The sequence below is a fragment of the Pseudomonas sp. W15Feb9B genome (genome assembly GCF_000828175.1).
GTDB classification, from domain to species: Bacteria; Pseudomonadota; Gammaproteobacteria; order Pseudomonadales; family Pseudomonadaceae; genus Aquipseudomonas; species Aquipseudomonas parakoreensis.
This window is the reverse complement of record NZ_JTKF01000045.1, coordinates 100968-120689: the sequence shown is the minus strand read 5'-3', so window position 1 is coordinate 120689 and position 19722 is coordinate 100968. Positions and strand designations below refer to the sequence as shown.

Annotated in this window: 18 protein-coding genes; 7 read left to right on the top strand and 11 right to left on the bottom strand. The window is 61.2% G+C overall.

The annotated features are described in order from the left end of the window. Window positions 1–6: 6 nt before the first annotated feature. From paoC to OC71_RS22330, 4 genes are all read right to left on the bottom strand, one after another. Window positions 7–2202, bottom strand: coding sequence for an aldehyde oxidoreductase molybdenum-binding subunit PaoC (gene paoC, locus OC71_RS22345; RefSeq protein ID WP_041073484.1), 2196 nt, complete (start codon window positions 2200–2202; stop codon window positions 7–9). Next, the gene (locus OC71_RS22340) at window positions 2199–3155 is read right to left on the bottom strand and encodes a xanthine dehydrogenase family protein subunit M (protein WP_041073483.1); all 957 of its coding nucleotides are present in this window, start codon (window positions 3153–3155) and stop codon (window positions 2199–2201) included. Before OC71_RS22340 ends, paoC begins: the two co-directional genes overlap by 4 nt. Then, a complete protein-coding gene (gene paoA, locus OC71_RS22335; protein ID WP_041073480.1) occupies window positions 3152–3775 on the bottom strand; it encodes an aldehyde dehydrogenase iron-sulfur subunit PaoA in 624 nt (207 codons plus the stop codon). The genes OC71_RS22340 and paoA overlap by 4 nt, the downstream gene beginning before the upstream one ends. Window positions 3776–4048: 273 nt before the next feature. After that, a complete protein-coding gene (locus OC71_RS22330; RefSeq protein ID WP_041073478.1) occupies window positions 4049–5803 on the bottom strand; it encodes an L-lactate permease in 1755 nt (584 codons plus the stop codon). Window positions 5804–6047: 244 nt separating this feature from the next. Here OC71_RS22330 and OC71_RS22325 point away from each other — a divergent pair, with 244 nt between their 5' ends. Beyond that, window positions 6048–6254 (top strand): hypothetical protein, encoded by a 207-nt coding sequence (locus OC71_RS22325; protein ID WP_041073476.1) that lies wholly within the window; start codon window positions 6048–6050, stop codon window positions 6252–6254. Between the two features lie 45 nt (window positions 6255–6299). Here OC71_RS22325 and OC71_RS22320 read toward each other — a convergent pair whose 3' ends face one another. Continuing rightward, on the bottom strand, window positions 6300–6572 hold the full coding sequence (locus OC71_RS22320; protein ID WP_041073474.1) for a hypothetical protein: 273 nt from the start codon (window positions 6570–6572) through the stop codon (window positions 6300–6302). A gap of 372 nt (window positions 6573–6944) precedes the next feature. Between OC71_RS22320 and OC71_RS22315 the strand changes: the two genes are divergently transcribed. Both OC71_RS22315 and OC71_RS22310 read left to right on the top strand, forming a co-directional pair. Next, entirely contained in the window at window positions 6945–8024 is a 1080-nt protein-coding gene (locus OC71_RS22315; RefSeq protein WP_041073472.1) for a hypothetical protein, read from the top strand. Between the two features lie 2 nt (window positions 8025–8026). Then, entirely contained in the window at window positions 8027–8380 is a 354-nt protein-coding gene (locus OC71_RS22310; protein WP_041073470.1) for a DUF1428 domain-containing protein, read from the top strand. Window positions 8381–8498: 118 nt separating this feature from the next. Here OC71_RS22310 and OC71_RS22305 read toward each other — a convergent pair whose 3' ends face one another. Next, the gene (locus OC71_RS22305; protein ID WP_041073468.1) at window positions 8499–8693 is read right to left on the bottom strand and encodes a hypothetical protein; all 195 of its coding nucleotides are present in this window, start codon (window positions 8691–8693) and stop codon (window positions 8499–8501) included. 105 nt (window positions 8694–8798) lie between these two features. Between OC71_RS22305 and thpR the strand changes: the two genes are divergently transcribed. Next, window positions 8799–9338 carry an RNA 2',3'-cyclic phosphodiesterase gene (gene thpR / locus OC71_RS22300; protein ID WP_041073466.1) on the top strand — a complete coding sequence of 180 codons (540 nt, stop codon included), beginning with the start codon at window positions 8799–8801 and terminating at the stop codon, window positions 9336–9338. Between the two features lie 303 nt (window positions 9339–9641). Here thpR and OC71_RS22295 read toward each other — a convergent pair whose 3' ends face one another. The 5 genes from OC71_RS22295 to OC71_RS22275 all read right to left on the bottom strand — a co-directional run bounded on the left by OC71_RS22295 (window position 9642) and on the right by OC71_RS22275 (window position 14963). Next, window positions 9642–10739 carry a polyamine ABC transporter substrate-binding protein gene (locus OC71_RS22295; RefSeq protein WP_041073464.1) on the bottom strand — a complete coding sequence of 366 codons (1098 nt, stop codon included), beginning with the start codon at window positions 10737–10739 and terminating at the stop codon, window positions 9642–9644. 169 nt (window positions 10740–10908) lie between these two features. Further along, the gene (locus OC71_RS22290) at window positions 10909–11784 is read right to left on the bottom strand and encodes an ABC transporter permease subunit (RefSeq protein ID WP_041073462.1); all 876 of its coding nucleotides are present in this window, start codon (window positions 11782–11784) and stop codon (window positions 10909–10911) included. Next, a complete protein-coding gene (locus OC71_RS22285; RefSeq protein WP_371260449.1) occupies window positions 11781–12662 on the bottom strand; it encodes an ABC transporter permease subunit in 882 nt (293 codons plus the stop codon). The genes OC71_RS22290 and OC71_RS22285 overlap by 4 nt, the downstream gene beginning before the upstream one ends. Before the next feature lie 29 nt (window positions 12663–12691). Next, window positions 12692–13834 (bottom strand): polyamine ABC transporter ATP-binding protein, encoded by a 1143-nt coding sequence (potA, locus tag OC71_RS22280; RefSeq protein WP_041073459.1) that lies wholly within the window; start codon window positions 13832–13834, stop codon window positions 12692–12694. Window positions 13835–14201: 367 nt separating this feature from the next. Further along, the gene (locus OC71_RS22275; RefSeq protein ID WP_041073457.1) at window positions 14202–14963 is read right to left on the bottom strand and encodes a gamma-glutamyl-gamma-aminobutyrate hydrolase family protein; all 762 of its coding nucleotides are present in this window, start codon (window positions 14961–14963) and stop codon (window positions 14202–14204) included. A gap of 282 nt (window positions 14964–15245) precedes the next feature. On the opposite strand from OC71_RS22275, the gene OC71_RS22270 reads away from it, so the two are divergent. The 3 genes from OC71_RS22270 to OC71_RS22260 all read left to right on the top strand — a co-directional run bounded on the left by OC71_RS22270 (window position 15246) and on the right by OC71_RS22260 (window position 19705). Continuing rightward, window positions 15246–16622: a glutamine synthetase family protein gene (locus OC71_RS22270; RefSeq protein ID WP_041073455.1), complete on the top strand. Its 1377-nt coding sequence runs from the start codon at window positions 15246–15248 to the stop codon at window positions 16620–16622. A gap of 257 nt (window positions 16623–16879) precedes the next feature. Continuing rightward, on the top strand, window positions 16880–18370 hold the full coding sequence (locus OC71_RS22265; RefSeq protein ID WP_041073453.1) for an aldehyde dehydrogenase: 1491 nt from the start codon (window positions 16880–16882) through the stop codon (window positions 18368–18370). Between the two features lie 51 nt (window positions 18371–18421). Further along, the gene (locus OC71_RS22260) at window positions 18422–19705 is read left to right on the top strand and encodes an FAD-binding oxidoreductase (RefSeq protein ID WP_041073451.1); all 1284 of its coding nucleotides are present in this window, start codon (window positions 18422–18424) and stop codon (window positions 19703–19705) included. The last annotated feature ends 17 nt before the right edge of the window (window positions 19706–19722 follow it).

The following is a 19722-nucleotide window of genomic DNA, read 5'->3' as shown; positions in this document are numbered from 1 at the left end:
GGTTGCTCAGGTCATCTCCGGCAACGAATCGAGGATCTTGTCGAGGGTGATCGGGTACTCACGCACCCGCGCCCCGGTGGCGTTGTAGATCGCATTGGCCACCGCCGCACTCACGCCGCAAATCCCCAGTTCACCTACACCCTTGGCTTTCATCGGCGATGAAATCGGATCGGTTTCGTCGAGGAAAATCACTTCCTGATGCGGGATGTCAGCATGCACCGGCACCTCGTATCCTGCCAGGTCGTGATTGACGAAAAAGCCCAGCCGTTTGTCCACCGCCAGCTCTTCCATCAGTGCCGCGCCGACGCCCATGGTCATCGCCCCGATCACTTGGCTGCGCGCGGCTTTCGGGTTGAGAATCCGTCCCGCCGCGCACACCGCAAGCATGCGCCGCACGCGGACTTCGCCGGTCGCTGCATCCACCGCAACCTCCACGAAATGCGCGCCGAAAGTCGACTGCTGATACTGCTTGGCGAGGTCGGCGAATTCGATGCTGTCCTCGGCCTCGACCTCGCCATCTTTTGCGGCATCGCGCAGCGGCAGGGTCTTGCCGCCGGCGCGGACCTGACCGTCGGCGAACTCGACGTCGCTGCCGCTCATGCCCAGTTTGCCGGCGACCGCTTCGCGCAGTTTCATGCACGCGGCGTAGACCCCGGCCGTCGAGCAGTTACCGCCGAACTGGCCGCCGGAGCCGGACGACACCGGGAAATTCGAATCGCCCAGGTGCACCGTCACATCCACCAGAGGCACGCCCATCATCTCGGCCGCGGTCTGGGCGATGATGGTGTAGCTGCCGGTACCGATGTCGGTCATGTCGGTTTCCACCGTGACCTTGCCGTCGCGCTCCAGCCGTACCCGGGCGCCAGATTTCAGCAGCAGGTTGTTGCGAAACGCGGCGGCGACGCCCATGCCGATCAGCCAGCGACCCTCACGCCGGCTACCGGGTGTGGCGTTGCGTTGGTTCCAGCCGAATTTCTCGGCGCCTGTCTGCAGGCATTCGATCAGGCGCCGCTGGGAGAACGGGCGCTCGGTTTTTACCGGATCGACCTGGGTGTCATTGAGGATGCGGAACTGCACCGGGTCGAGCTTGAGCTGCTCGGCCATTTCGTCCATGGCGATTTCCAGCGCCATCAGCCCCGGTGCTTCACCCGGCGCGCGCATGGAATTGCCCTCGGGCAGATCCAGCGGCGCCCGGCGCATGGTCACCCGGCGGTTTTCCCCGGCATAAAGCAACTGGCTCGGTTGCGCGGCGACCTCGACTTTGCCGTCCTTGAGGTTGCCCGACCAGCCTTCGTGGGCGATGGCGCTGAGCTTGCCGTCCGCCGTGGCGCCCATCCGAATGCGCTGGATCGTGGCCGGGCGGTGGGTGGTGTTGTTGGCCATTTGCGGGCGGGCGAGGGCGACTTTCACCGGGCGATTGGCCAGGCGCGCACCGAGGGCGGCGAGGATCGCGTCGGCACGAATGAACAGTTTGCCGCCGAAGCCGCCACCAATGTACGGCGAGATCAGGCGCACGTTTTCCTTGGGCAGGCCAAGGGTCGTGGCGACGTCACCGACGCTCCAGGCAATCATCTGATTGGAGGTCCACAAGGTCAGATGATCACCCTTCCAGGCGGCCAGCGTCGCGTGCGGCTCCATCATCGCGTGGGACTGATCGGGAGTGGTGTAGGTCTGGTCGAACTGCACCGGCGCAGCGGCGAAGGCCGAGTCGAAATCGCCGTGGGTCACGTCGGGCAACTCGTCGTCTTCGACACCCTGGTCGCGCACGTTGGCCAGTTCAAACTCGCCTTTGGCCGTGACGTAATCGACCTTGACCAATTGTGCTGCGGCGCGGGCCTGTTCGAAGGTCTCGGCGACCACCAGCGCCACGGCCTGGTGATAGTGCTGCACCTCGGGTCCGGCCAGCAGCGGCGCCGAGTTGTATTGGCCTTTGCCAAGCTTGCCGGCATTGGCGGCGGTGACGATGGCCAGCACGCCCGGTGCGGCTTCGGCCGCGTCGAGATCAATGTGGCTGATGCGGCCCTTGGCGATGGCCGAGCCGACCATGAAACCGTAAGCCTGATTCGCCACGGCCTGATGCTGCTCGTAAGCGTACGGCGCCTGGCCGCTGGTTTTCAGCGGGCCTTCGATGCGGTCGGTGGGCTTGCCGACGACTTTCAGTTGGTCAATCGGGTTGGTGGTGGCGGGCGTGTCGAACTTCATGCTTCATCCCTCGCTTGCGCCAACACCGAGCCGAGCGTGCGCTCGACCAGGGTCAGTTTGAATTGGTTGTCGTGGGTTGGCGTGGCACCGTCGAGCAAGCGTTCGCTGACGGCTTTTGCGCCTTTGGGCAGCAACGCGTCGGCGGCTTCCACCCGCCACGGTTTCGGCGCAATACCGCCGACCGCCACACGGCCGCTGCCGTCCTTTTGCAGGATCAGACCGACCGACACCAGCGCGAAAGCGTACGACGAGCGATCGCGCACCTTGTGATAAATGTGCGTGCCGCCAACCGGGGCGGGCAGGGTTACCGAAGTGATGAACTCGCCGGGCGTGAGGCTGGTTTCTATGTTCGGCGTATTGCCTGGCAGTTGATGGAAATCGGCGATGGCGATGCTGCGTGTGCTGCCGTCCGGCTTCACCGTTTCAACCTGCGCGTCGAGGGCGCGCATGGCAATTGCCATGTCGCTGGGGTGAGTGGCTATGCACGCGTCGCTGACGCCGATCAGTCCCAGTTGCCGACTGACCCCGCCAATCGCCGCGCAGCCGCTGCCGGGCTGGCGTTTGTTGCAGGCCTGATTGACATCATAAAAGTACGGGCAGCGCGTGCGTTGCAGCAGGTTGCCGGCAGTACTCGCCATGTTGCGCAACTGACCGGAAGCGCCGGCGAGCAAGGCGCGGGAGAGCAGCGCGTAATCCTTGCGCACGCGGTTGTCGGCGGCCAGATCGGTGTTGCGCACCAGCGCGCCGATGCGCAATCCGCCTTCAGGTGTGGCTTCGATCTGATCGAGGCCCAAGTGGTTGACGTCGATCAGGTGCAGCGGGGTTTCGATGTCGAGTTTCATCAGGTCCAGCAGGTTGGTGCCACCGGCGATGAACTTCGCGCCTTCAATCTGCGCCGCCAGCGTTGCGGCTGCGGCGGGGGAGTCGGCGCGGCTGTAATTGAACGCTCTCATGCTGGCACCTGCGCAACTTCAGTGATGGCTTCGATGATGTTCGAGTAGGCGCCGCAGCGGCAGATGTTGCCGCTCATGCGCTCCTGGAATTCGCTGGCGATCAGTTGTGGCGCCTCGGTCAGGCTGGGGCTGACGTGGCTGGGGATGCCCTCGCGAATTTCCTTGAGCACCGCCACCGCCGAACAGATCTGCCCCGGCGTGCAATAGCCGCACTGGTAGCCGTCGTGCTTGATGAACGCGGCCTGCATCGGGTGCAGGTTGTCGGGCATGCCGAGACCTTCGATGGTGGTGATCTCGCTGCCTTCATGCATCACCGCAAGCGTCAGGCAGGAGTTGATTCGGCGGCCGTCGGCGATGACGGTGCAGGCGCCGCACTGGCCGTGGTCGCAGCCTTTCTTGCTGCCGGTCAGGTGCAGGTGTTCGCGCAGAGCATCAAGCAGGGTGGTGCGGTTGTCGACCTCAAGGGCTTGGGGTGTACCGTTGACGTTGATGGTCAGTTTGGCCATGGCGGGTTGCTCCAGACTGGCCGCGTAGGCCTTGAGGCTGATGAAAGGGGGCATTGCAAACGCGGTGGCGGTCACCGCGCCGAGGATCAGGAATCTTCGTCGGGAAATCGTCATGCTTCGATTCCTCTCTGGCTTAATCAGGACGGCAGGGATTGAAGGGCCCACTCGGGCACGCCGGCATGTTTGCCGGTCTCGTTCTTGGAATGACCTGTGCGGAGGGGAAAAGGTTTTTGCGGATTTGCGCTATAGAGTTATGCGCTTGGCTCATCAATTGACTGGGCGATGCCCAACCTTGTGGGAGCTGGCTTGCCAGCGATGGGGTCGTGTCAGGTAGCCTGTTGCTTAAATGACACACCGCCATTGCGGGCAAGCCCACAGCTATTGTGTTCAATGCCCGCCAACCACCATGTGCGTGAACGGCGCCACATACGCCTGCAACGTCACCAGCCCGCCGACCAGCACCGCCAGCACAATCGAGTGGAAGAACACGTAGCGCAGAATCTCGCCCTCATGCCCATACCAGCGGGTCGCGGTGGAGGCGACCACGATCGACTGCGCATCGACCATCTTGCCCATCACCCCGCCGGAACTGTTGGCCGCCGCCATCAGCACCGGGCTGATGCCCAGCTGTTCCGAGGTCACCCGTTGCAGTCCGCCGAACAGTACGTTCGAGGCCGTATCCGAACCGGTCAACGCGACGCCGAGCCAGCCGAGCAGGGTGCCGAACATCGGATAGAACACTCCGGTGGCGGCAAACGCCAGACCCATGGTGGCGTCCAGTCCGGAATAACGCGTGAGAAATCCCAGCGCCAGCATCGCCGCAATGGTGATCAGCGAAAACCGCACCACCCACAAGGTGCGCAGGTACTGCTTGATCAGTTGCGGGATCGAATAGCCCATCAGCAGGCCGCCGACAATCGCTGCCAGCAGAATGCCGCTGCCGGTGGCAGTGAACCAGGTGAACTTGTAGATCGCTTCCTCGGCTTTCGGCGCCGGCACCACCGGCGGGACTTTCTGCACTTGCAGGTGCAGGGTGGTGAAGGTCAGCGCCGGGGAGAAAATCGGGTTGGCCTCGTTCATCGGTTTGCCTTGTGGATCAAGTTTCACCGCGTGCGTTACCGGGTCCAGCGCCGGGCGCACATCGAAGATGTTCTTGAAGCCTTGGGTGCCCCAGGCAAACACGAACACGGTGAGGATGATCCACGGCATCCACGCGCGCATCACGGCGGGGCGTGCCTGATCACTGAAGGCGGCGCTGGCGGTGACTTTTTCTTCCTCGACCCGGGAGTTGTCGACTCGCCCCGACAGGGCAGCCGAGGTGTACACCGTCGCCGGTTTCCAGACTCGCAGAAACAGGGTCAGGCAGGCCATGGAAATCAGTGCGGCGATCACGTCCACCAGCATCGGCCCGTGGAAGTTCGAGACGAGGAATTGCGGCACCGCGAAGCTGACCCCGGCCACCAGAATCGCCGGCCAGATCTCCAGCATCTTGCGCCACCCGGCAAACGCCCAGATCAGCCAGAACGGCACCAGCACCGAGAAAAACGGCAGCTGCCGACCGACCATCATCGACAGCTCCATCTCATCCAGCCCGGTGACCTTGGCCAAGGTGATGATCGGCGTACCGAGTGCGCCGAACGCCACTGGTGCGGTGTTGGCAATCAATGCCAGACCCGACGCCGCCAGCGGCGAAAAACCGAGGCCGATCAGAATCGCCCCGGTCACCGCGACCGGCGTACCGAACCCTGCCGCGCCTTCGAAAAATGCACCGAAGCAGAACGCGATCAGCAGCAGCTGCAAACGCCGGTCATCGGTGATGCGTGCGAGGGAATCCTGCAGCACTTTGAACGAGCCGTTCTCGGTGGTCAGGCGGTGCAGAAAAATGATGTTGAGCACGATCCAGCCGATCGGCAGTAAACCATTGGCCGCGCCGAACAACGCCGCCGAACCGGCCATGCTCGCCGGCATGCCGAAGGCGAAGATCGAAATCAATAATGCCGAAGCCAGGGCGAGCAGGGCGGCGAGGTGCGCCTTGACGTGAAAGAACGCCAGCGCCGCGAGCATCACCACCACCGGCACCGCGGCCATGAGCGTGGAGATCAGCGGGTTGCCGAACGGGTCGTAGATTTGCTGCCAGACCATGATCCACCTCTGCTTGTTGTTATCGAGGCGCAGATCCTTTGCGTGGGAGTCGGTAAGCAGCAGTATAGGTGGCATTTCGCCGCCGCCCGGATGCAGCAAATGGGCCGATCAACGGTCGTGCCCGGGCAGTGAATCAAAGTCCTTTTGTCCGGTCGTATCAGCAGCTGCGCGCACTGCGTCCTGTGAAGGCGTGGGCAGTGACAGCCGTTCCGTCGTCAAGACCTTGGTTTTAGGGAAGTGTTGAATGAAGCGCGCTACAACGATGCTACTGACCGTGACCGCCGCCGTATTGCTGGCTGGCTGTGTGGCGGACTTTGATGATGATCACCGCCACGGGCGGCATTACGACCGCGATCATGGCCGTTACTACGATCATGACCGACGCTGGGATGACCGCGACGATGGTCGTCGCGACGGGCGTCGTTACTATCGTGATCGCGACGATGACTGAGTAGACATCAAAAGGGCGTTCCCGCAACGGGAACGCCCTCGCCGATTAAAAATGAGCGCTCGCCCGGACGCTGGAATGCGCAGGCGCGGTGGCCTCGAGATCCAGCAAATGGGTGGCGAGTATGTCGCTCAGAAAGCGGAACTGATCGTTGATGCCGACCACTTCATTGCTGAAGTGATTGCTCGCAGCGGGCATCAGCACATCGTCGAAATCTTCGTTGAACAGCAGCGCTTGCGTCTTGCGCGAGACGACCTGCTGGTCGTAATAGTTGCTGCCGAACACCGGGAAGCTCACGGAGAGGGTGATGGTGAGAATCATGATGGTTACTCCTCGTTGCGTCTCGGATGGCTGAATCGTGCCTTCGCCGGGCGGCGGGCGGAAGGCAATCGTGGCGATGGTGAATATCGACGGCGTTGATGGTTAATAGGTGTGGTGGATTGACTGGCCTCATCGCTGGCAAGCCAGCTCCCACAGGTTTTTCGGGTGTTCATTGGATTGATGGCCACTGAAGTTTTCCATGGGGCTTACAAGCCAGCTCCCACAGGTTTTCGGGTGCTCAATGGATTGATGTTCACAGAAGGGCTCTGTGGGAGCTGGCTTGCCAGCGATGGCGTCGGTACAGCCAACATCCTCGGAAACTGACACACCTATACTCAATGCTGTCTCCCTCCATTCAAGGACTCCACCACCGTGAACCTGCGTGCGCTGAGCCTCGCCGCACTGTTTTTGCTGGCTGGTTGCGCCACCTCGGCGCGGGCCCCGGTGGCGCCGCGAGCGGTGGTGGTATCGCCTGCGACCTGGCAGCAGATCGACCGCGACATCGTCAGCGCCTCGCAGCAATCCACCGAGCAAGTCAAAGTATTTGCCCGGGGTTCGATGGAACATTGGCGCACTCGCGTCTATCAGCAAACTGAAGAAAATTTCATTCCGTGGTTCAGCAGCTACTGGACCCAGGAATGGCTGTCGATGAAGGTCAGTTGGTACACCATCAGTGCCGGCGGCGAGCAGGATGCGTCGGCCAAGCGTCTGGCGAGCTATCTGCTTGAGCAATATCAGGAAAGAGTCCTGGCACCGGTGGCGGTGGAGATCGATCCGGACGCGATCCTCGGTCAGACCACGGCGTTCTACGCGCAACTGATGGCCCAGCAGATGCCGCTCATCGCCCAGCGCTATGGCGTGCCGGTGGCCCAGCTCAACGGGCGTCTGCAGAAGGTCCCGGCCATCGCCCTCGGGCCGCCGCCGGCGCGGGATGCGTCGCTGTATCAGATCATCAGCACCGAGCCGCTGAACACCTTGCCGGCATATGCCGCGCTGATCGACAAGATCCACACCGAGGGCGGCAGCAAGGGCATTGCCTCGACCGACGCCGGCATGGCCCCTGTGGCCAAACGCGCCAGTCAACGGATGGAAGCGGAAATGGCCCCGCGCGGAGCGGCCAGTGCGGTGGCGGCTGCGGCGGGCAAGTTGGTCGGCGGGGTGATCTCGATTGGTGTGGCGGGCATCCGCGCGATCATCCAGGCCAACGACCGACCCGACAGTGAAGCGCTGATTCGCAGCAGCCTGGGCAGCACCTTCGACAAGGCCTGGGCGAAATTGCTGCAGAACCCGACCACCGGAGTCATGGCCGGAACCCTGCATATCGCCGGACAGGTCGAGGGCAGCCTTGGCGGGGGCGAACAACCGTCGGTCGGGCAGGGGCTGAATCGTGTCGAATGGCGACCTCCCGAATCGACCAATCAGCAGATCGAACCCAACGTGCAAGGAGAGTGATCATGGCTTACATCGATATTTTTGTAGCACCCGTGCCGAATGCCAATCGCGAACAGTACAAAAAACACTGTGAGATCGCCGCGAAACTGTTCAAGGAATACGGAGCGAAGGAGGTGGTTCAGGGCTGGGGCGATGACGTGCCGGAAGGCAAAGTCACGTCATTCCCGATGGCGGTAAAACTCAAGGAAGGCGAAACGGTGTCGTCCGGCTGGCTGATCTGGCCCGACAAGGCCACCCGCGATGCCGGCATGGCCAAGATGATGGAAGACCCGCGCATGCAACCGGACGTCAACCCGATGGGGTTTGATGGGAAACGGATGATCTTTGGTGGCTTCAAGAACCTTCTTGAATCCTGAAGACCAGCGCAAATCCATTGTGGGAGCGGGCTTGCCCGCGAAGAGGCCGGCACAGCCTATATCTTCATGGCTGACCCACCGCATTCGCGAGCAGGGTCGCTCCCACAATGGAATGTGGTCACTCTGGAGAGGGGGTAATGCGGCAGCTTTTGCGGTGGCGGATTTCTTCTTCCGTCGGTCGTTCGCGGACGAATTCGAAGCGTGGTTCACCTTCGCTGTAATGCACCAGCCAGCCCCATTCCAGCTCGGTTTCATCCTGCCCTGGGCTGGGTGGTCGAGCCCACCAGGGTTCTTTGCTGAGGATCTCGCGCATGGCGACCTCCAGTTGGATGGCAATCCTTGAACTATAGTCGGCTGTCGCGAGTCGTCAGAGAAGGCCGTGTAGAATCGGCCGATCGACGAGCGAAGGAGCTGGCCCATGACCGATGATGCGCGCAGGGATGAACCGTTCAAGCGACTGTTTTTCGCCCTCGACTGCCCACCACCACAACGCAAGGCCATCGCTCAGTGGCGCGCCGATCTGCGCTTGAGAACCGGCAAAGCGGTGCCGGCGGATAACTTTCACCTGACTCTGTTGTTCCTCGGCGCGGTGCCGCTGGCGCAGATCCATGAAGTCTGCGAGGCCGCTGGCAAGGTGCGCACGCCGGGTGAGCCGTTACGGATTGCGCTGGATCGTCTGCAGGTCTGGCATCGCGCCGGGATTCTGTCTTTGGCGCCGGAGCAGGCCCCGCCGGGTTTGTTGCGCCTGGTGTATGCGCTGGAGCAGGCGATGCTGCCGTTCGGCTTCGAAGAATCACCACGCGAGTTTCGCCCGCACCTGACCCTCGCCCGAGACTACCGTGCAACGGAGCCGGAAGCCGCCACGCCGCCGGAGTTTTTCCTGCGTGCCGAGCGCTTTGCCTTGTTCGAATCGCACAAGGGCCGCTACCGGATCCTGCAGGATTGGCCACTGAATTGAACCCACAAAAAAAGGCGCCCGAGGGCGCCTGAAATTCACCTGAGCCGAGGGAGCCAGGTGAGGCCGTTCATTGCAGGGTGCAGCGGTGGTAAGGCGCTGCGTGAACGGGAAACCAATGATTCTGCATTTACGAAAAAATGGTGTCTGGCACAATCTTCAATGTGAGTGCTCAACCCTGTGGGAGCTGGCTTGCCAGCGATTGGGGCGGCACATCCAACATCGTCGTTGACTGACTCATCGCCATCGCTGGCAAGCCAGCTCCCACAGGTTTTCCAGTCTTGTCACAATCTTCAATCAGCCGGATTACTTACCGAGCTTCACCCGTGTCCAGCCGCGGGTCATGATCCGCTGGGTGGCAATCGGCTGATCCGGCACCGCGTACAACGTCGCCATCACCGCCTGCGACGGGTACGAACCCGGGTCGTTGCGGATCGCTTCGTCCACCAGTGGCGTCGCCGCCGAGTTGGCGTTGCTGTAGCCGTTGCTGTTGGTGATCTCGGCGATGATGTCCGGGCGCATCAGGAAGTTCATGAACAGGTAGGCGTTATCGACGTTGGCGGCATCGCGCGGGATGGCGACCATGTCGTAGAAACTGCCGGCGCCTTCCTTGGGAATGCTGTAATCGATCTGCACCTTGTTGCCGGCTTCCACCGCGCGGGCCTTGGCCTGCAGCACGTCACCGGAGTAACCGACCGCCACGCAGATGTTGCCGTTGGCCAGGTCCGAGATGTACTTCGAGGAATGGAAGTACGCCACGTATGGGCGGATCTTCATGAACAGTGCTTCGGCTTCGAGAATGTGCGCCTTGTCCTTGTCGTTCACCGGATAGCCCAGATAGTGCAGGGCGGCCGGGATCATTTCGGTCGGCGAGTCGAGGAAGCTGATGCCGCAGGCTTTCAGCTTCTCGGCGTTTTCCGGCTTGAACAGCAGGTCCCAGGAGTTGGTCGGGGCGTTGGCGCCGAGCACTTCCTTGACCTTGTCGGGGTTATAGCCGATGCCGATCGAGCCCCACATGTACGGGAACGCGTGAGCGTTGTCCGGATCACTGGCGGAGGCGTTTTTCAGCAGCACCGGGTTGAGATTCTTCCAGTTCGACAGCTTCGATTTGTCCAGCGGCTGATAGACCCCGGCCTTGATTTGCTTGGCCAGGAAACTGTTGGACGGCACGACAATGTCGTAACCGGATTTGCCCGCCAGCAAACGCGCCTCAAGGGTTTCGTTGCTGTCGAACACGTCGTAGGTCACCTGGATGCCGGTCTCGTCTTCGAACTTCTTGACGGTGTCCGGCGCGATGTAATCGGACCAGTTGTAAACACGCAGCACCTTGTCGTTGGCCTGGACGCCCGTGGCGATTGCGCCCATTAAGGACAGTGTCAGCAGAGTCCTGCCAAACATTTTCATCGGTGAAACTCCATTCTTTTTATTCAAAAACACAACACAAAACCTGATGTACACACATCTCTGTGGCGAGGGAGCTTGCTCCCGCTTGAGCGCGCAGCGCTCACAAGCTTTTGGGTCTGCTGCGCAGCCCAGCGGGAGCAAGCTCCCTCGCCACAAGAGCAATCTTGCATTAAGCAGTCGCTGCGGATCGCTGAGGCTGCCACGCCTCATTCGCCGTCTGATCCATCGCTTCCTGAATCGCCTTCTTGCGGCTGGCCTCTGCCTTGCGGCCGAAGTACCAGACCAGGAAAGTCACCAGCGACACCGCCAGCAGAATCAGGCTGGCCACGGCGTTGATCTCAGGCTTCACGCCCAGACGCACCGCCGAGAACACTTCCATCGGCAGCGTGGTCGAACCCGGCCCGGAGACGAAGCTCGCCAGCACCAGATCGTCCAGCGACAGGGCGAACGACATCATCCCGCCCGCCGCCAGCGATGGCGCGATCATCGGAATGGTGATCAGGAAAAACACCTTGAACGGCTTGGCCCCCAGATCCATCGCGGCTTCTTCGATCGACAGATCCAGCTCGCGCAGGCGGGCGGAGACTACCACCGCCACATAGGCTGCACAAAACGTCGTGTGAGCGATCCAGATGGTGACGATGCCACGCTCCTGGGGCCAGCCGATCAACTGCGCCATCGCCACGAACAGCAGCAACAGTGACAGACCGGTGATCACTTCCGGCATGACCAGCGGCGCCGTCACCAGACCGCCGAACAGCGTACGACCCTTGAAGCGCGTCACCCGTGTCAGGACGAAGGCGGCGAGGGTGCCCAACGCCACTGCGGCAATCGCGGTGTAGCAGGCGATTTCCAGCGAGCGCACCACCGAGCCCATCAGTTGCGTGTTGTCGAGCAGGCCGACGTACCACTTCACCGACCAGCCGCCCCACACCGTCACCAGTTTCGAGGCGTTGAACGAGTAGATCACCAGAATCAGCATCGGCAGATAGATGAACATCAGGCCGAAGATCAACATGAACTTGGAAAAACCGAAGCGTTTCATCCTCGTGCCTCCATCTCTTTGGCCTGGCTGCGGTTGAACAGCAGAATCGGCACAATCAGGATCAACAGCATCACCACTGCCAGTGCGGATGCCACCGGCCAGTCGCGGTTATTGAAGAACTCTTGCCACAACACGCGACCGATCATCAGCGTCTCCGGGCCACCCAGCAGTTCCGGAATCACGAACTCGCCGACCACCGGAATGAACACCAGCATGCAACCGGCGATGATGCCGTTCTTGGCCAGCGGCACGGTGATTTTCCAGAAGTTGTTGAAGTTGCTCGAACCCAGGTCCGACGCGGCTTCCAACAGGCTCCCATCGTGCTTGACCAGGTTGGCGTACAGCGGCAACACCATGAACGGCAGGTAGGCATAGACCACGCCGATATACACCGCGGTGTTGGTGTTGAGGATCTCGATCGGGTGATCGGTCAGCCCCGTCCACATCAGAAACGCGTTGAGCAGACCGTTGTTGCTGAGGATGCCCATCCACGCGTAAACGCGGATCAGGATCGCGGTCCAGGTCGGCATCATGATCAACAGCAACAGGACGTTTTGCGCTTCCTTGCTCGCCTTGGTGATTGCGTAGGCCATCGGGAAACCGATCACCAGGCACATCATCGTGCTCAGCGCCGCGACCTTCAGCGAACCGAGGTAGGCCGACAGGTACAGCTCGTCTTCGCCGAGCATGGTGTAGTTGCCGATGTTGAGCATCAGCTGGAATTTCTGTTCGGCATAGGTGTAGATCTCCGAGTACGGCGGGATCGACAGCGCGGCTTCCGAGAAGCTGATCTTCATCACCAGGAAGAACGGCAACATGAAGAACAGGAACAGCCAGATGAACGGGATGCCAATGACGAACTTTCGCCCGCTGGGCACCAGGCGCAGGCATTGCTGATTGAAGGTTCTCATGAGCGCAGTACCACGCCGCTATCGTCTTCCCACCAGACGTAGACCTTGTCGTCCCAGGTCGGACGCGCGCCACGGCGTTCGGCGTTGGCCATGAACGACTGGACAATCTTGCCGCCCGGCAGCTCGACGTAGAACACCGAGTGGCCGCCGAGGTAGGCAATGTCGTGCACCTTGCCTTCGGACCAGTTGTAGCGAGTCTCTGGCTTGAGGGTGCTGACGAGCATTTTTTCCGGACGGATCGCGTAGGTGATCGACTTGTCCTGCACCGAGGTACTGACGCCGTGACCGACGTAGATCTTCTGCTGCAGGTCCGGGCTGTGGATGATCGCGTGACCTTCAAGGTCTTCCACCACGGTGCCGTCGAAGGCGTTCACGTTGCCGATGAATTCGCAGACCATGCGGCTGACCGGCGCTTCATAAATGTCGACCGGGCTGCCGATCTGGGCAATCCAGCCCAGGTGCATGATCGCGATACGCTCGGCCATGGTCATGGCCTCTTCCTGGTCGTGGGTCACCATCACGCAGGTCACGCCGACGCGCTCGATGATCTCCACCAGTTCCAGCTGCATTTGCGAGCGCAGTTTTTTATCCAGTGCGCCCATTGGCTCGTCGAGCAGCAACAGCTTCGGACGTTTCGCCAGTGAGCGGGCGAGGGCGACGCGCTGGCGCTGACCGCCGGACAACTGATGGGGTTTGCGTTTGGCGTATTGGGTCATGTGCACCAGGCGCAGCATCTCTTCGACGCGGGCGTCGATTTCGCTGGCGGGCAAACGGTCCTGCTTGAGGCCGAAGGCAATGTTCTGTGCCACGGTCATGTGCGGGAACAGCGCGTAGGACTGGAACATCATGTTGATCGGCCGCTCGTAGGGCGGCATGTCAGTGATGTCTACACCGTCGAGCAGAATCCGCCCTTCAGTTGGCCGCTCGAAACCGGCGAGCATGCGCAGCAGGGTCGATTTGCCCGAACCGGAGCCACCGAGCAGGGCGAAGATTTCGCCCTGATGGATCTCCAGGGACACATCGTCCACGGCCGTGGTTTCGTCGAACTTCTTGGTGACACGATCGACTTTCACCAGAACCTTTTTCGGTTGCTGGTGGCCTTCAAGTGCCTTCCGGTAAGTGCTGGAGGCGTTTGCCATGTGAAACTCCCAACAGGTTTCGTTCGCTCGGCCAACGTGGCCGGGCTTAAGTGGATTGCAAGCCTGCAGGTGCATTTCCGGTCGGATCACATTCTCTGTGGGAGCTGGCTTGCCAGCGATCGCGGTGGATCATTCCCCAACAATGTTGGAGGTGATGGCCTCATCGCTGGCAAGCCAGCTCCCACAGGGTTTTGCATTGATCTGACGGTTTTGCTCCGGCCATCCGGCTTGTTCGGCGCCGCCGTCCTGGCTGCCTGGGTCGTACTTGTTGTTATTACGGTTTGTTGTTTTCACGGATGACGGATGCGCACACGCGCAACCGCCGACCCCGTGGGGGCAGTAAACAGTTTTGAAATCCTGGGTGGTGTCAGCGCTGGTTGCGTCGCGCCGCCCGTTGCCGGCAAGCCTCACCGAACGCCTGGAAAATCTTCAGGTAGTTCGGGTTGTCCAGCACTTGCCATTCCGGGTGCCATTGCACGCCGAGGGCGAAGGTCGGACTGTGCTCGACCGAGATCGCCTCGATCAGCCCATCCGGCGCCACCGCTTCGGCACGCAGGCCGGGCGCGAGGCGGTCGATGCCCTGACTGTGGATCGAGTTGACCTGGAATTCGCCCGGCAACTCGAGCGCCTCGAACACACCACCGGCCAGCACGCTCACGGCATGCGCCGGTGCGTATTGCACGGCCACGTCCGGGCTGTCGGCTTCGCGGTGATCAAGCATGCCCGGCAACTCATGCACCTTCTGGTGCAGGCTGCCGCCGAAAGCCACGTTCATTTCCTGGAAGCCACGGCAGATGCCGAGTACCGGAACGCCCGATGCAATGGCTGCACGCAATAAAGGAAGGGTGGTGGCGTCCCGCGCCGGATCGTGATCCGTACCGGGTTCGCTGGCCGGGCCTTGATAGTGGAAGGGCTCCACGTTCGAGGGTGAGCCGGTCAGCAACAGACCGTCGAGCTGACCGAGCAGGTCTTCGATTTCAGTCAGTTTGCCAAGGGAAGGAATGACCACTGGAAGACCCTGAGCGCCAACGCTGACAGCACGTACGTACTTGTCGCCGCTGATGTGATAGGGGTGCAGGCCAATCTGTTTGACGCACGCAGTAACGCCGATCAATGGCTTGAATGCCATTTTTATTCACCTCGAAGTTTGACACTTGAACGAGCTTTTCCGGAGCTTAGCCTCGTTGATTTTAATTAACAACTGCCATGTAAAAAATTCTAAACGCCGTTCATCCAATCTTCATGATTCCAAGCCTTGCGGCGCCTGCATTGGCACGTGAGTGTTAAAAAAAGCCCTAAAAATAAACGCTGAACGGCTGGGTGTTCGCTATTGACTTCACTTTGCCTTTCGGATTGACTGGCTCGGCGAAACAGCAGTGAACATAATAATTAACAGCTAAATAGGTGCATCATGTCGGTCCCTCTGCGTGCCGTTCAACTCAACGAAGCAAACGCATTCCTTAAGAAACATCCTGAGGTTTTGTACGTCGACCTTCTGATTGCAGACATGAACGGTGTGGTGCGCGGCAAGCGCATCGAGCGCACCAGTCTTCACAAGGTTTACGAGAAAGGCATCAACCTGCCGGCCTCGCTCTTCGCCCTCGACATCAATGGCTCCACCGTGGAAAGCACCGGTCTGGGCCTGGACATCGGTGACGCCGACCGCATTTGCTACCCGATCCCCGGCACCCTGAGCATCGAGCCGTGGCAGAAGCGCCCAACCGCACAACTGTTGATGACCATGCACGAACTGGAAGGCGAGCCGTTCTTCGCCGACCCGCGTGAAGTGCTGGCCAACGTGGTGCGCAAGTTCGATGAACTGGGCCTGACCATTTGCGCCGCGTTCGAACTGGAGTTCTACCTGATCGACCAGGACAACGTGAACGGCCGTCCGCAGTCGCCACGTTCGCCGGTTTCCGGCAAGCGTCCGGTATCGACTCAGGTCTACCTGATCGACGATCTCGACGAATACGTCGACTGCCTGCAAGACATCCTCGAAGGCGCGAAAGAGCAGGGCATCCCGGCTGACGCGATCGTCAAGGAAAGCGCCCCGGCGCAGTTCGAAGTCAACCTGCATCACGTCTCCGACCCGATCAAGGCCTGCGACTACGCGGTGCTGCTCAAGCGTCTGGTGAAGAACATCGCCTACGACCACGAGATGGACACCACCTTCATGGCCAAGCCGTATCCGGGCCAGGCGGGCAACGGTCTGCACGTACACATTTCGATCCTGGACAAAGAAGGCAACAACATCTTCGCCAGCGAGGATCCCGAGCAGAACGCCGCGCTGCGACACGCGATCGGCGGTGTGCTGGAGACCCTGCCTGCACAAATGGCTTTTCTCTGCCCGAACGTCAACTCGTACCGCCGCTTCGGCGCGCAGTTCTACGTGCCGAACTCGCCGAGCTGGGGTATCGACAACCGCACCGTAGCAGTCCGTGTGCCGACCGGTTCGGCCGACGCCGTGCGTATCGAGCACCGCGTGGCCGGTGCCGACGCCAACCCGTACCTGCTGATGGCTTCGGTACTGGCAGGCATTCACCACGGCCTGACCCATCAGATCGAGCCAGGCGCGCCGGTTGAAGGCAACAGCTACGAGCAGAACGAACAGAGCCTGCCGAACAACCTGCGCGATGCATTGCGCGAGCTGGACGACAGCGAAGTCATGGCCCGCTACATCGACCCGATGTACATCGATGTGTTCGTCGCGTGCAAGGAAAGCGAGTTGGCCGAGTTCGAAAACTCGATCTCCGACCTTGAGTACAACTGGTATCTGCATACGGTGTGATGGTTTCGGCCCTCAAAAGCCAAGAGCCCCTCACCCTAACCCTCTCCCGGAGGGAGAGGGGACTGACCGGGGATGCTTGGGAAATCCTGCGACCTGAACCTGCTTTACCGAATCCATAATCGACTCGGTCATTCAGGTCGGCGCAACTCCCGAGACAACTCGGTCGGTCCCCTCTACCTCTGGGAGAGGGCTAGGGTGAGGGCAGCTATCTCAAGCCAGACACGACACCCCCAATTCCCCCTTGTCGAGCCACAACAATGACAACCACCCGCAACGACTGGGAACAACGCTTCCAGTCCCTGACCCTCGAATCCCGCGCGTTCATCAACGGTGAATATCGCCCGGCGATCAGCGGCGCCACCTTCGAATGCCTGAGCCCCGTCGACGGCCGTTTCCTCGCCTCCGTGGCCAGCACCGATGAAGCCGACGCCAACCTCGCCGTCGAAGTCGCACGCCAGTCGTTCAACTCCGGCGTGTGGGCCAACAAGGCCCCGGCCGAGCGCAAACGCATCCTGATCCGCTTCGCCGATCTGATCCTGCAACACCAGGAAGAACTGGCGCTGCTGGAAACCCTCGACATGGGCAAACCGATCAGCGATTCGATGAGCATCGACATCCCGGCGACCGCCAACGCGATCCGCTGGAGCGCCGAAGCCATCGACAAGATCTACGACGAAGTCGCTGCCACGCCGCACGACCAACTCGGTCTGGTAACCCGCGAGCCATCCGGCGTAGTCGCCGCGATCGTGCCGTGGAACTTCCCGCTGATCATGGCCAGCTGGAAATTCGCCCCGGCGCTGGCGGCGGGTAACTCGTTCATCCTCAAGCCTTCGGAAAAGTCGCCGCTGACCGCGATCCGCATCGCCCAACTGGCGCTGGACGCGGGCATTCCGAAAGGTGTGTTCAACGTCCTGCCGGGCTTCGGCCACACCGTCGGCAAGGCGCTGGCGCTGCACATGGACGTCGACGTGCTGGCCTTCACCGGCTCCACGGCGATTGCCAAACAACTGATGATTTATGCCGGCCAGAGCAACATGAAACGCGTCTGGCTCGAAGCCGGTGGCAAGAGCCCGAACGTGGTGTTTGCCGACGCCCCGGACTTGCGCGCGGCAGCCCAGGCTGCGGCCGGTGCCATTGCTTTCAACCAGGGCGAAGTGTGCACCGCCGGTTCGCGCCTGTTGGTCGAACGTTCGATCCGCGAGCAATTCATTCCGCTGCTGGTGGAAGCGCTGCAGGCGTGGAAGCCGGGGCATTCGCTTGACCCGGCCACCACCGTCGGCGCCGTGGTCGATCAGCGTCAACTCGACAACGTGCTGCGCTATATCAGCATCGGCTGCGAGCAGGGCGCCGAACTGATCGCCGGTGGCCAGCGCACCCTCGAAGAAACCGGCGGCACTTACATCGAGCCGACGATTTTCGACGGCGTGACCAACGCCATGACCATCGCCAAGGAAGAAATCTTCGGCCCGGTGCTGTCGCTGATCACCTTCGACACCGTTGAAGAAGCGCTGCAGATCGCCAACGACAGCATCTTCGGTCTCGCCGCCGGCGTGTGGACCAGCAACCTGAGCAAAGCGCACACCTTCGCCCGTGGCCTTCGCGCCGGCAGTGTCTGGGTCAACCAGTATGACGGCGGCGACATGACCGCGCCGTTCGGTGGCTTCAAACAGTCGGGCAACGGTCGCGACAAATCGCTGCACGCGTTTGACAAGTACACCGAGCTGAAAGCGACCTGGATCAAGCTCTGATTTTCTACAGCGGCGGTCGCTCCTGATGAGCGACCCTCGGAGAACAATAAAATGAAGCAACAACACGTCAACAGCTACTACGCCGCCACCCGCAACGAAGTCATCGACTTCCCGACCCTTGAAGAGTCGGTCGAGTGCGACGTCTGCATCATCGGCGCCGGTTACACCGGCCTGTCCTCGGCACTGTTCCTCACCGAGGCCGGCTATAAAGTGACGGTGCTCGAAGCGGCGAAAGTCGGCTACGGCGCCAGTGGCCGCAATGGCGGGCAACTGGTCAACTCCTACAGCCGTGACGTCGATGTGATCGAAGAACGCTACGGCGACAAGACCGCGGAAATCCTCGGCAGCATGATCTTCGAAGGCGCCGACATCATCCGTTCGCGGATCAAGGAATACGACATCAAGTGCGACTATCGCCCGGGCGGCATTTTCGCAGCGATGAACAAGAAACAACTCAACGGTCTGGCCGAGCAGAAGCGCAGCTGGGAACGTTACGGCAACAAAAACCTGAAGATGCTCGATGCTGCCGACATTCGTCGCGAAGTCGGCTCTGACGCCTACGTTGGCGGCCTGCTGGACATGCAGGGCGGCCACGTGCATCCGCTGAACCTCGCCCTCGGTGAAGCCGCGGCCATCGTGCGCCTGGGCGGCAAGATTTATGAGCAATCGGCCGCCGTGGAAATCAAGTACGGCGAGCCGAACGTCGTGCGCACCGCCAAAGGCCAGGTGCGCGCCAAATACCTGCTGATCGCCGGCAACGCCTACCTGCCGCAAGGTCTGGACAACCGCGTGACCGCCAAGAGCATGCCGTGCGGCTCGCAGATCTGCGTCACCGAACCGTTGACCGAAAAGCAGGCGCGCAGCCTGATCACCAACAACTACTGTGTCGAAGACTGCAACTACCTGCTGGATTACTACCGTCTCACCGCTGACAACCGTCTGCTCTACGGCGGCGGCGTGGTCTACGGCGCCCGTGAACCGGACGACATCGAAACCCTGATCCGGCCGAAGATCCTCAAGACCTTCCCGCAGCTCAAAGACGTGAAAATCGACTACCGCTGGACCGGCAACTTCCTGCTGACCATGTCACGCATGCCGCAATTCGGCCGCATCGAGAAAAACGCCTATTACATGCAGGGCTACAGCGGTCACGGCGTCACCTGTTCACACCTGGCCGGCAAACTGATCTCGGAAATGATCCGTGGCGACGCCGAACGCTTCGACGCCTTCGCCTCACTCCCGCACATGCCAATGATCGGCGGGCGCACCTTCTCCGCCCCGTTGACCGCCCTCGGCGCCGTGTATTACTCGCTGCGCGACCGTTTCGGCATCTAGTTACCTCCCCGGCGGCG

Coding starts and splice junctions, on each gene's coding strand:
- OC71_RS22340 (WP_041073483.1), bottom strand. CDS start 3,155: ATGAGAGCGTTCAATTACAGCCGCGCCGACTCCCCCGCCGCAGCCGCA.
- OC71_RS22320 (WP_041073474.1), bottom strand. CDS start 6,572: ATGATTCTCACCATCACCCTCTCCGTGAGCTTCCCGGTGTTCGGCAGC.
- OC71_RS22325 (WP_041073476.1), top strand. CDS start 6,048: ATGAAGCGCGCTACAACGATGCTACTGACCGTGACCGCCGCCGTATTG.
- OC71_RS22290 (WP_041073462.1), bottom strand. CDS start 11,784: ATGAAACGCTTCGGTTTTTCCAAGTTCATGTTGATCTTCGGCCTGATG.
- OC71_RS22265 (WP_041073453.1), top strand. CDS start 16,880: ATGACAACCACCCGCAACGACTGGGAACAACGCTTCCAGTCCCTGACC.
- OC71_RS22305 (WP_041073468.1), bottom strand. CDS start 8,693: ATGCGCGAGATCCTCAGCAAAGAACCCTGGTGGGCTCGACCACCCAGC.
- thpR (WP_041073466.1), top strand. CDS start 8,799: ATGACCGATGATGCGCGCAGGGATGAACCGTTCAAGCGACTGTTTTTC.
- potA (WP_041073459.1), bottom strand. CDS start 13,834: ATGGCAAACGCCTCCAGCACTTACCGGAAGGCACTTGAAGGCCACCAG.
- OC71_RS22275 (WP_041073457.1), bottom strand. CDS start 14,963: ATGGCATTCAAGCCATTGATCGGCGTTACTGCGTGCGTCAAACAGATT.
- OC71_RS22295 (WP_041073464.1), bottom strand. CDS start 10,739: ATGAAAATGTTTGGCAGGACTCTGCTGACACTGTCCTTAATGGGCGCA.
- OC71_RS22260 (WP_041073451.1), top strand. CDS start 18,422: ATGAAGCAACAACACGTCAACAGCTACTACGCCGCCACCCGCAACGAA.
- OC71_RS22310 (WP_041073470.1), top strand. CDS start 8,027: ATGGCTTACATCGATATTTTTGTAGCACCCGTGCCGAATGCCAATCGC.
- paoC (WP_041073484.1), bottom strand. CDS start 2,202: ATGAAGTTCGACACGCCCGCCACCACCAACCCGATTGACCAACTGAAA.
- OC71_RS22270 (WP_041073455.1), top strand. CDS start 15,246: ATGTCGGTCCCTCTGCGTGCCGTTCAACTCAACGAAGCAAACGCATTC.
- OC71_RS22330 (WP_041073478.1), bottom strand. CDS start 5,803: ATGGTCTGGCAGCAAATCTACGACCCGTTCGGCAACCCGCTGATCTCC.
- paoA (WP_041073480.1), bottom strand. CDS start 3,775: ATGACGATTTCCCGACGAAGATTCCTGATCCTCGGCGCGGTGACCGCC.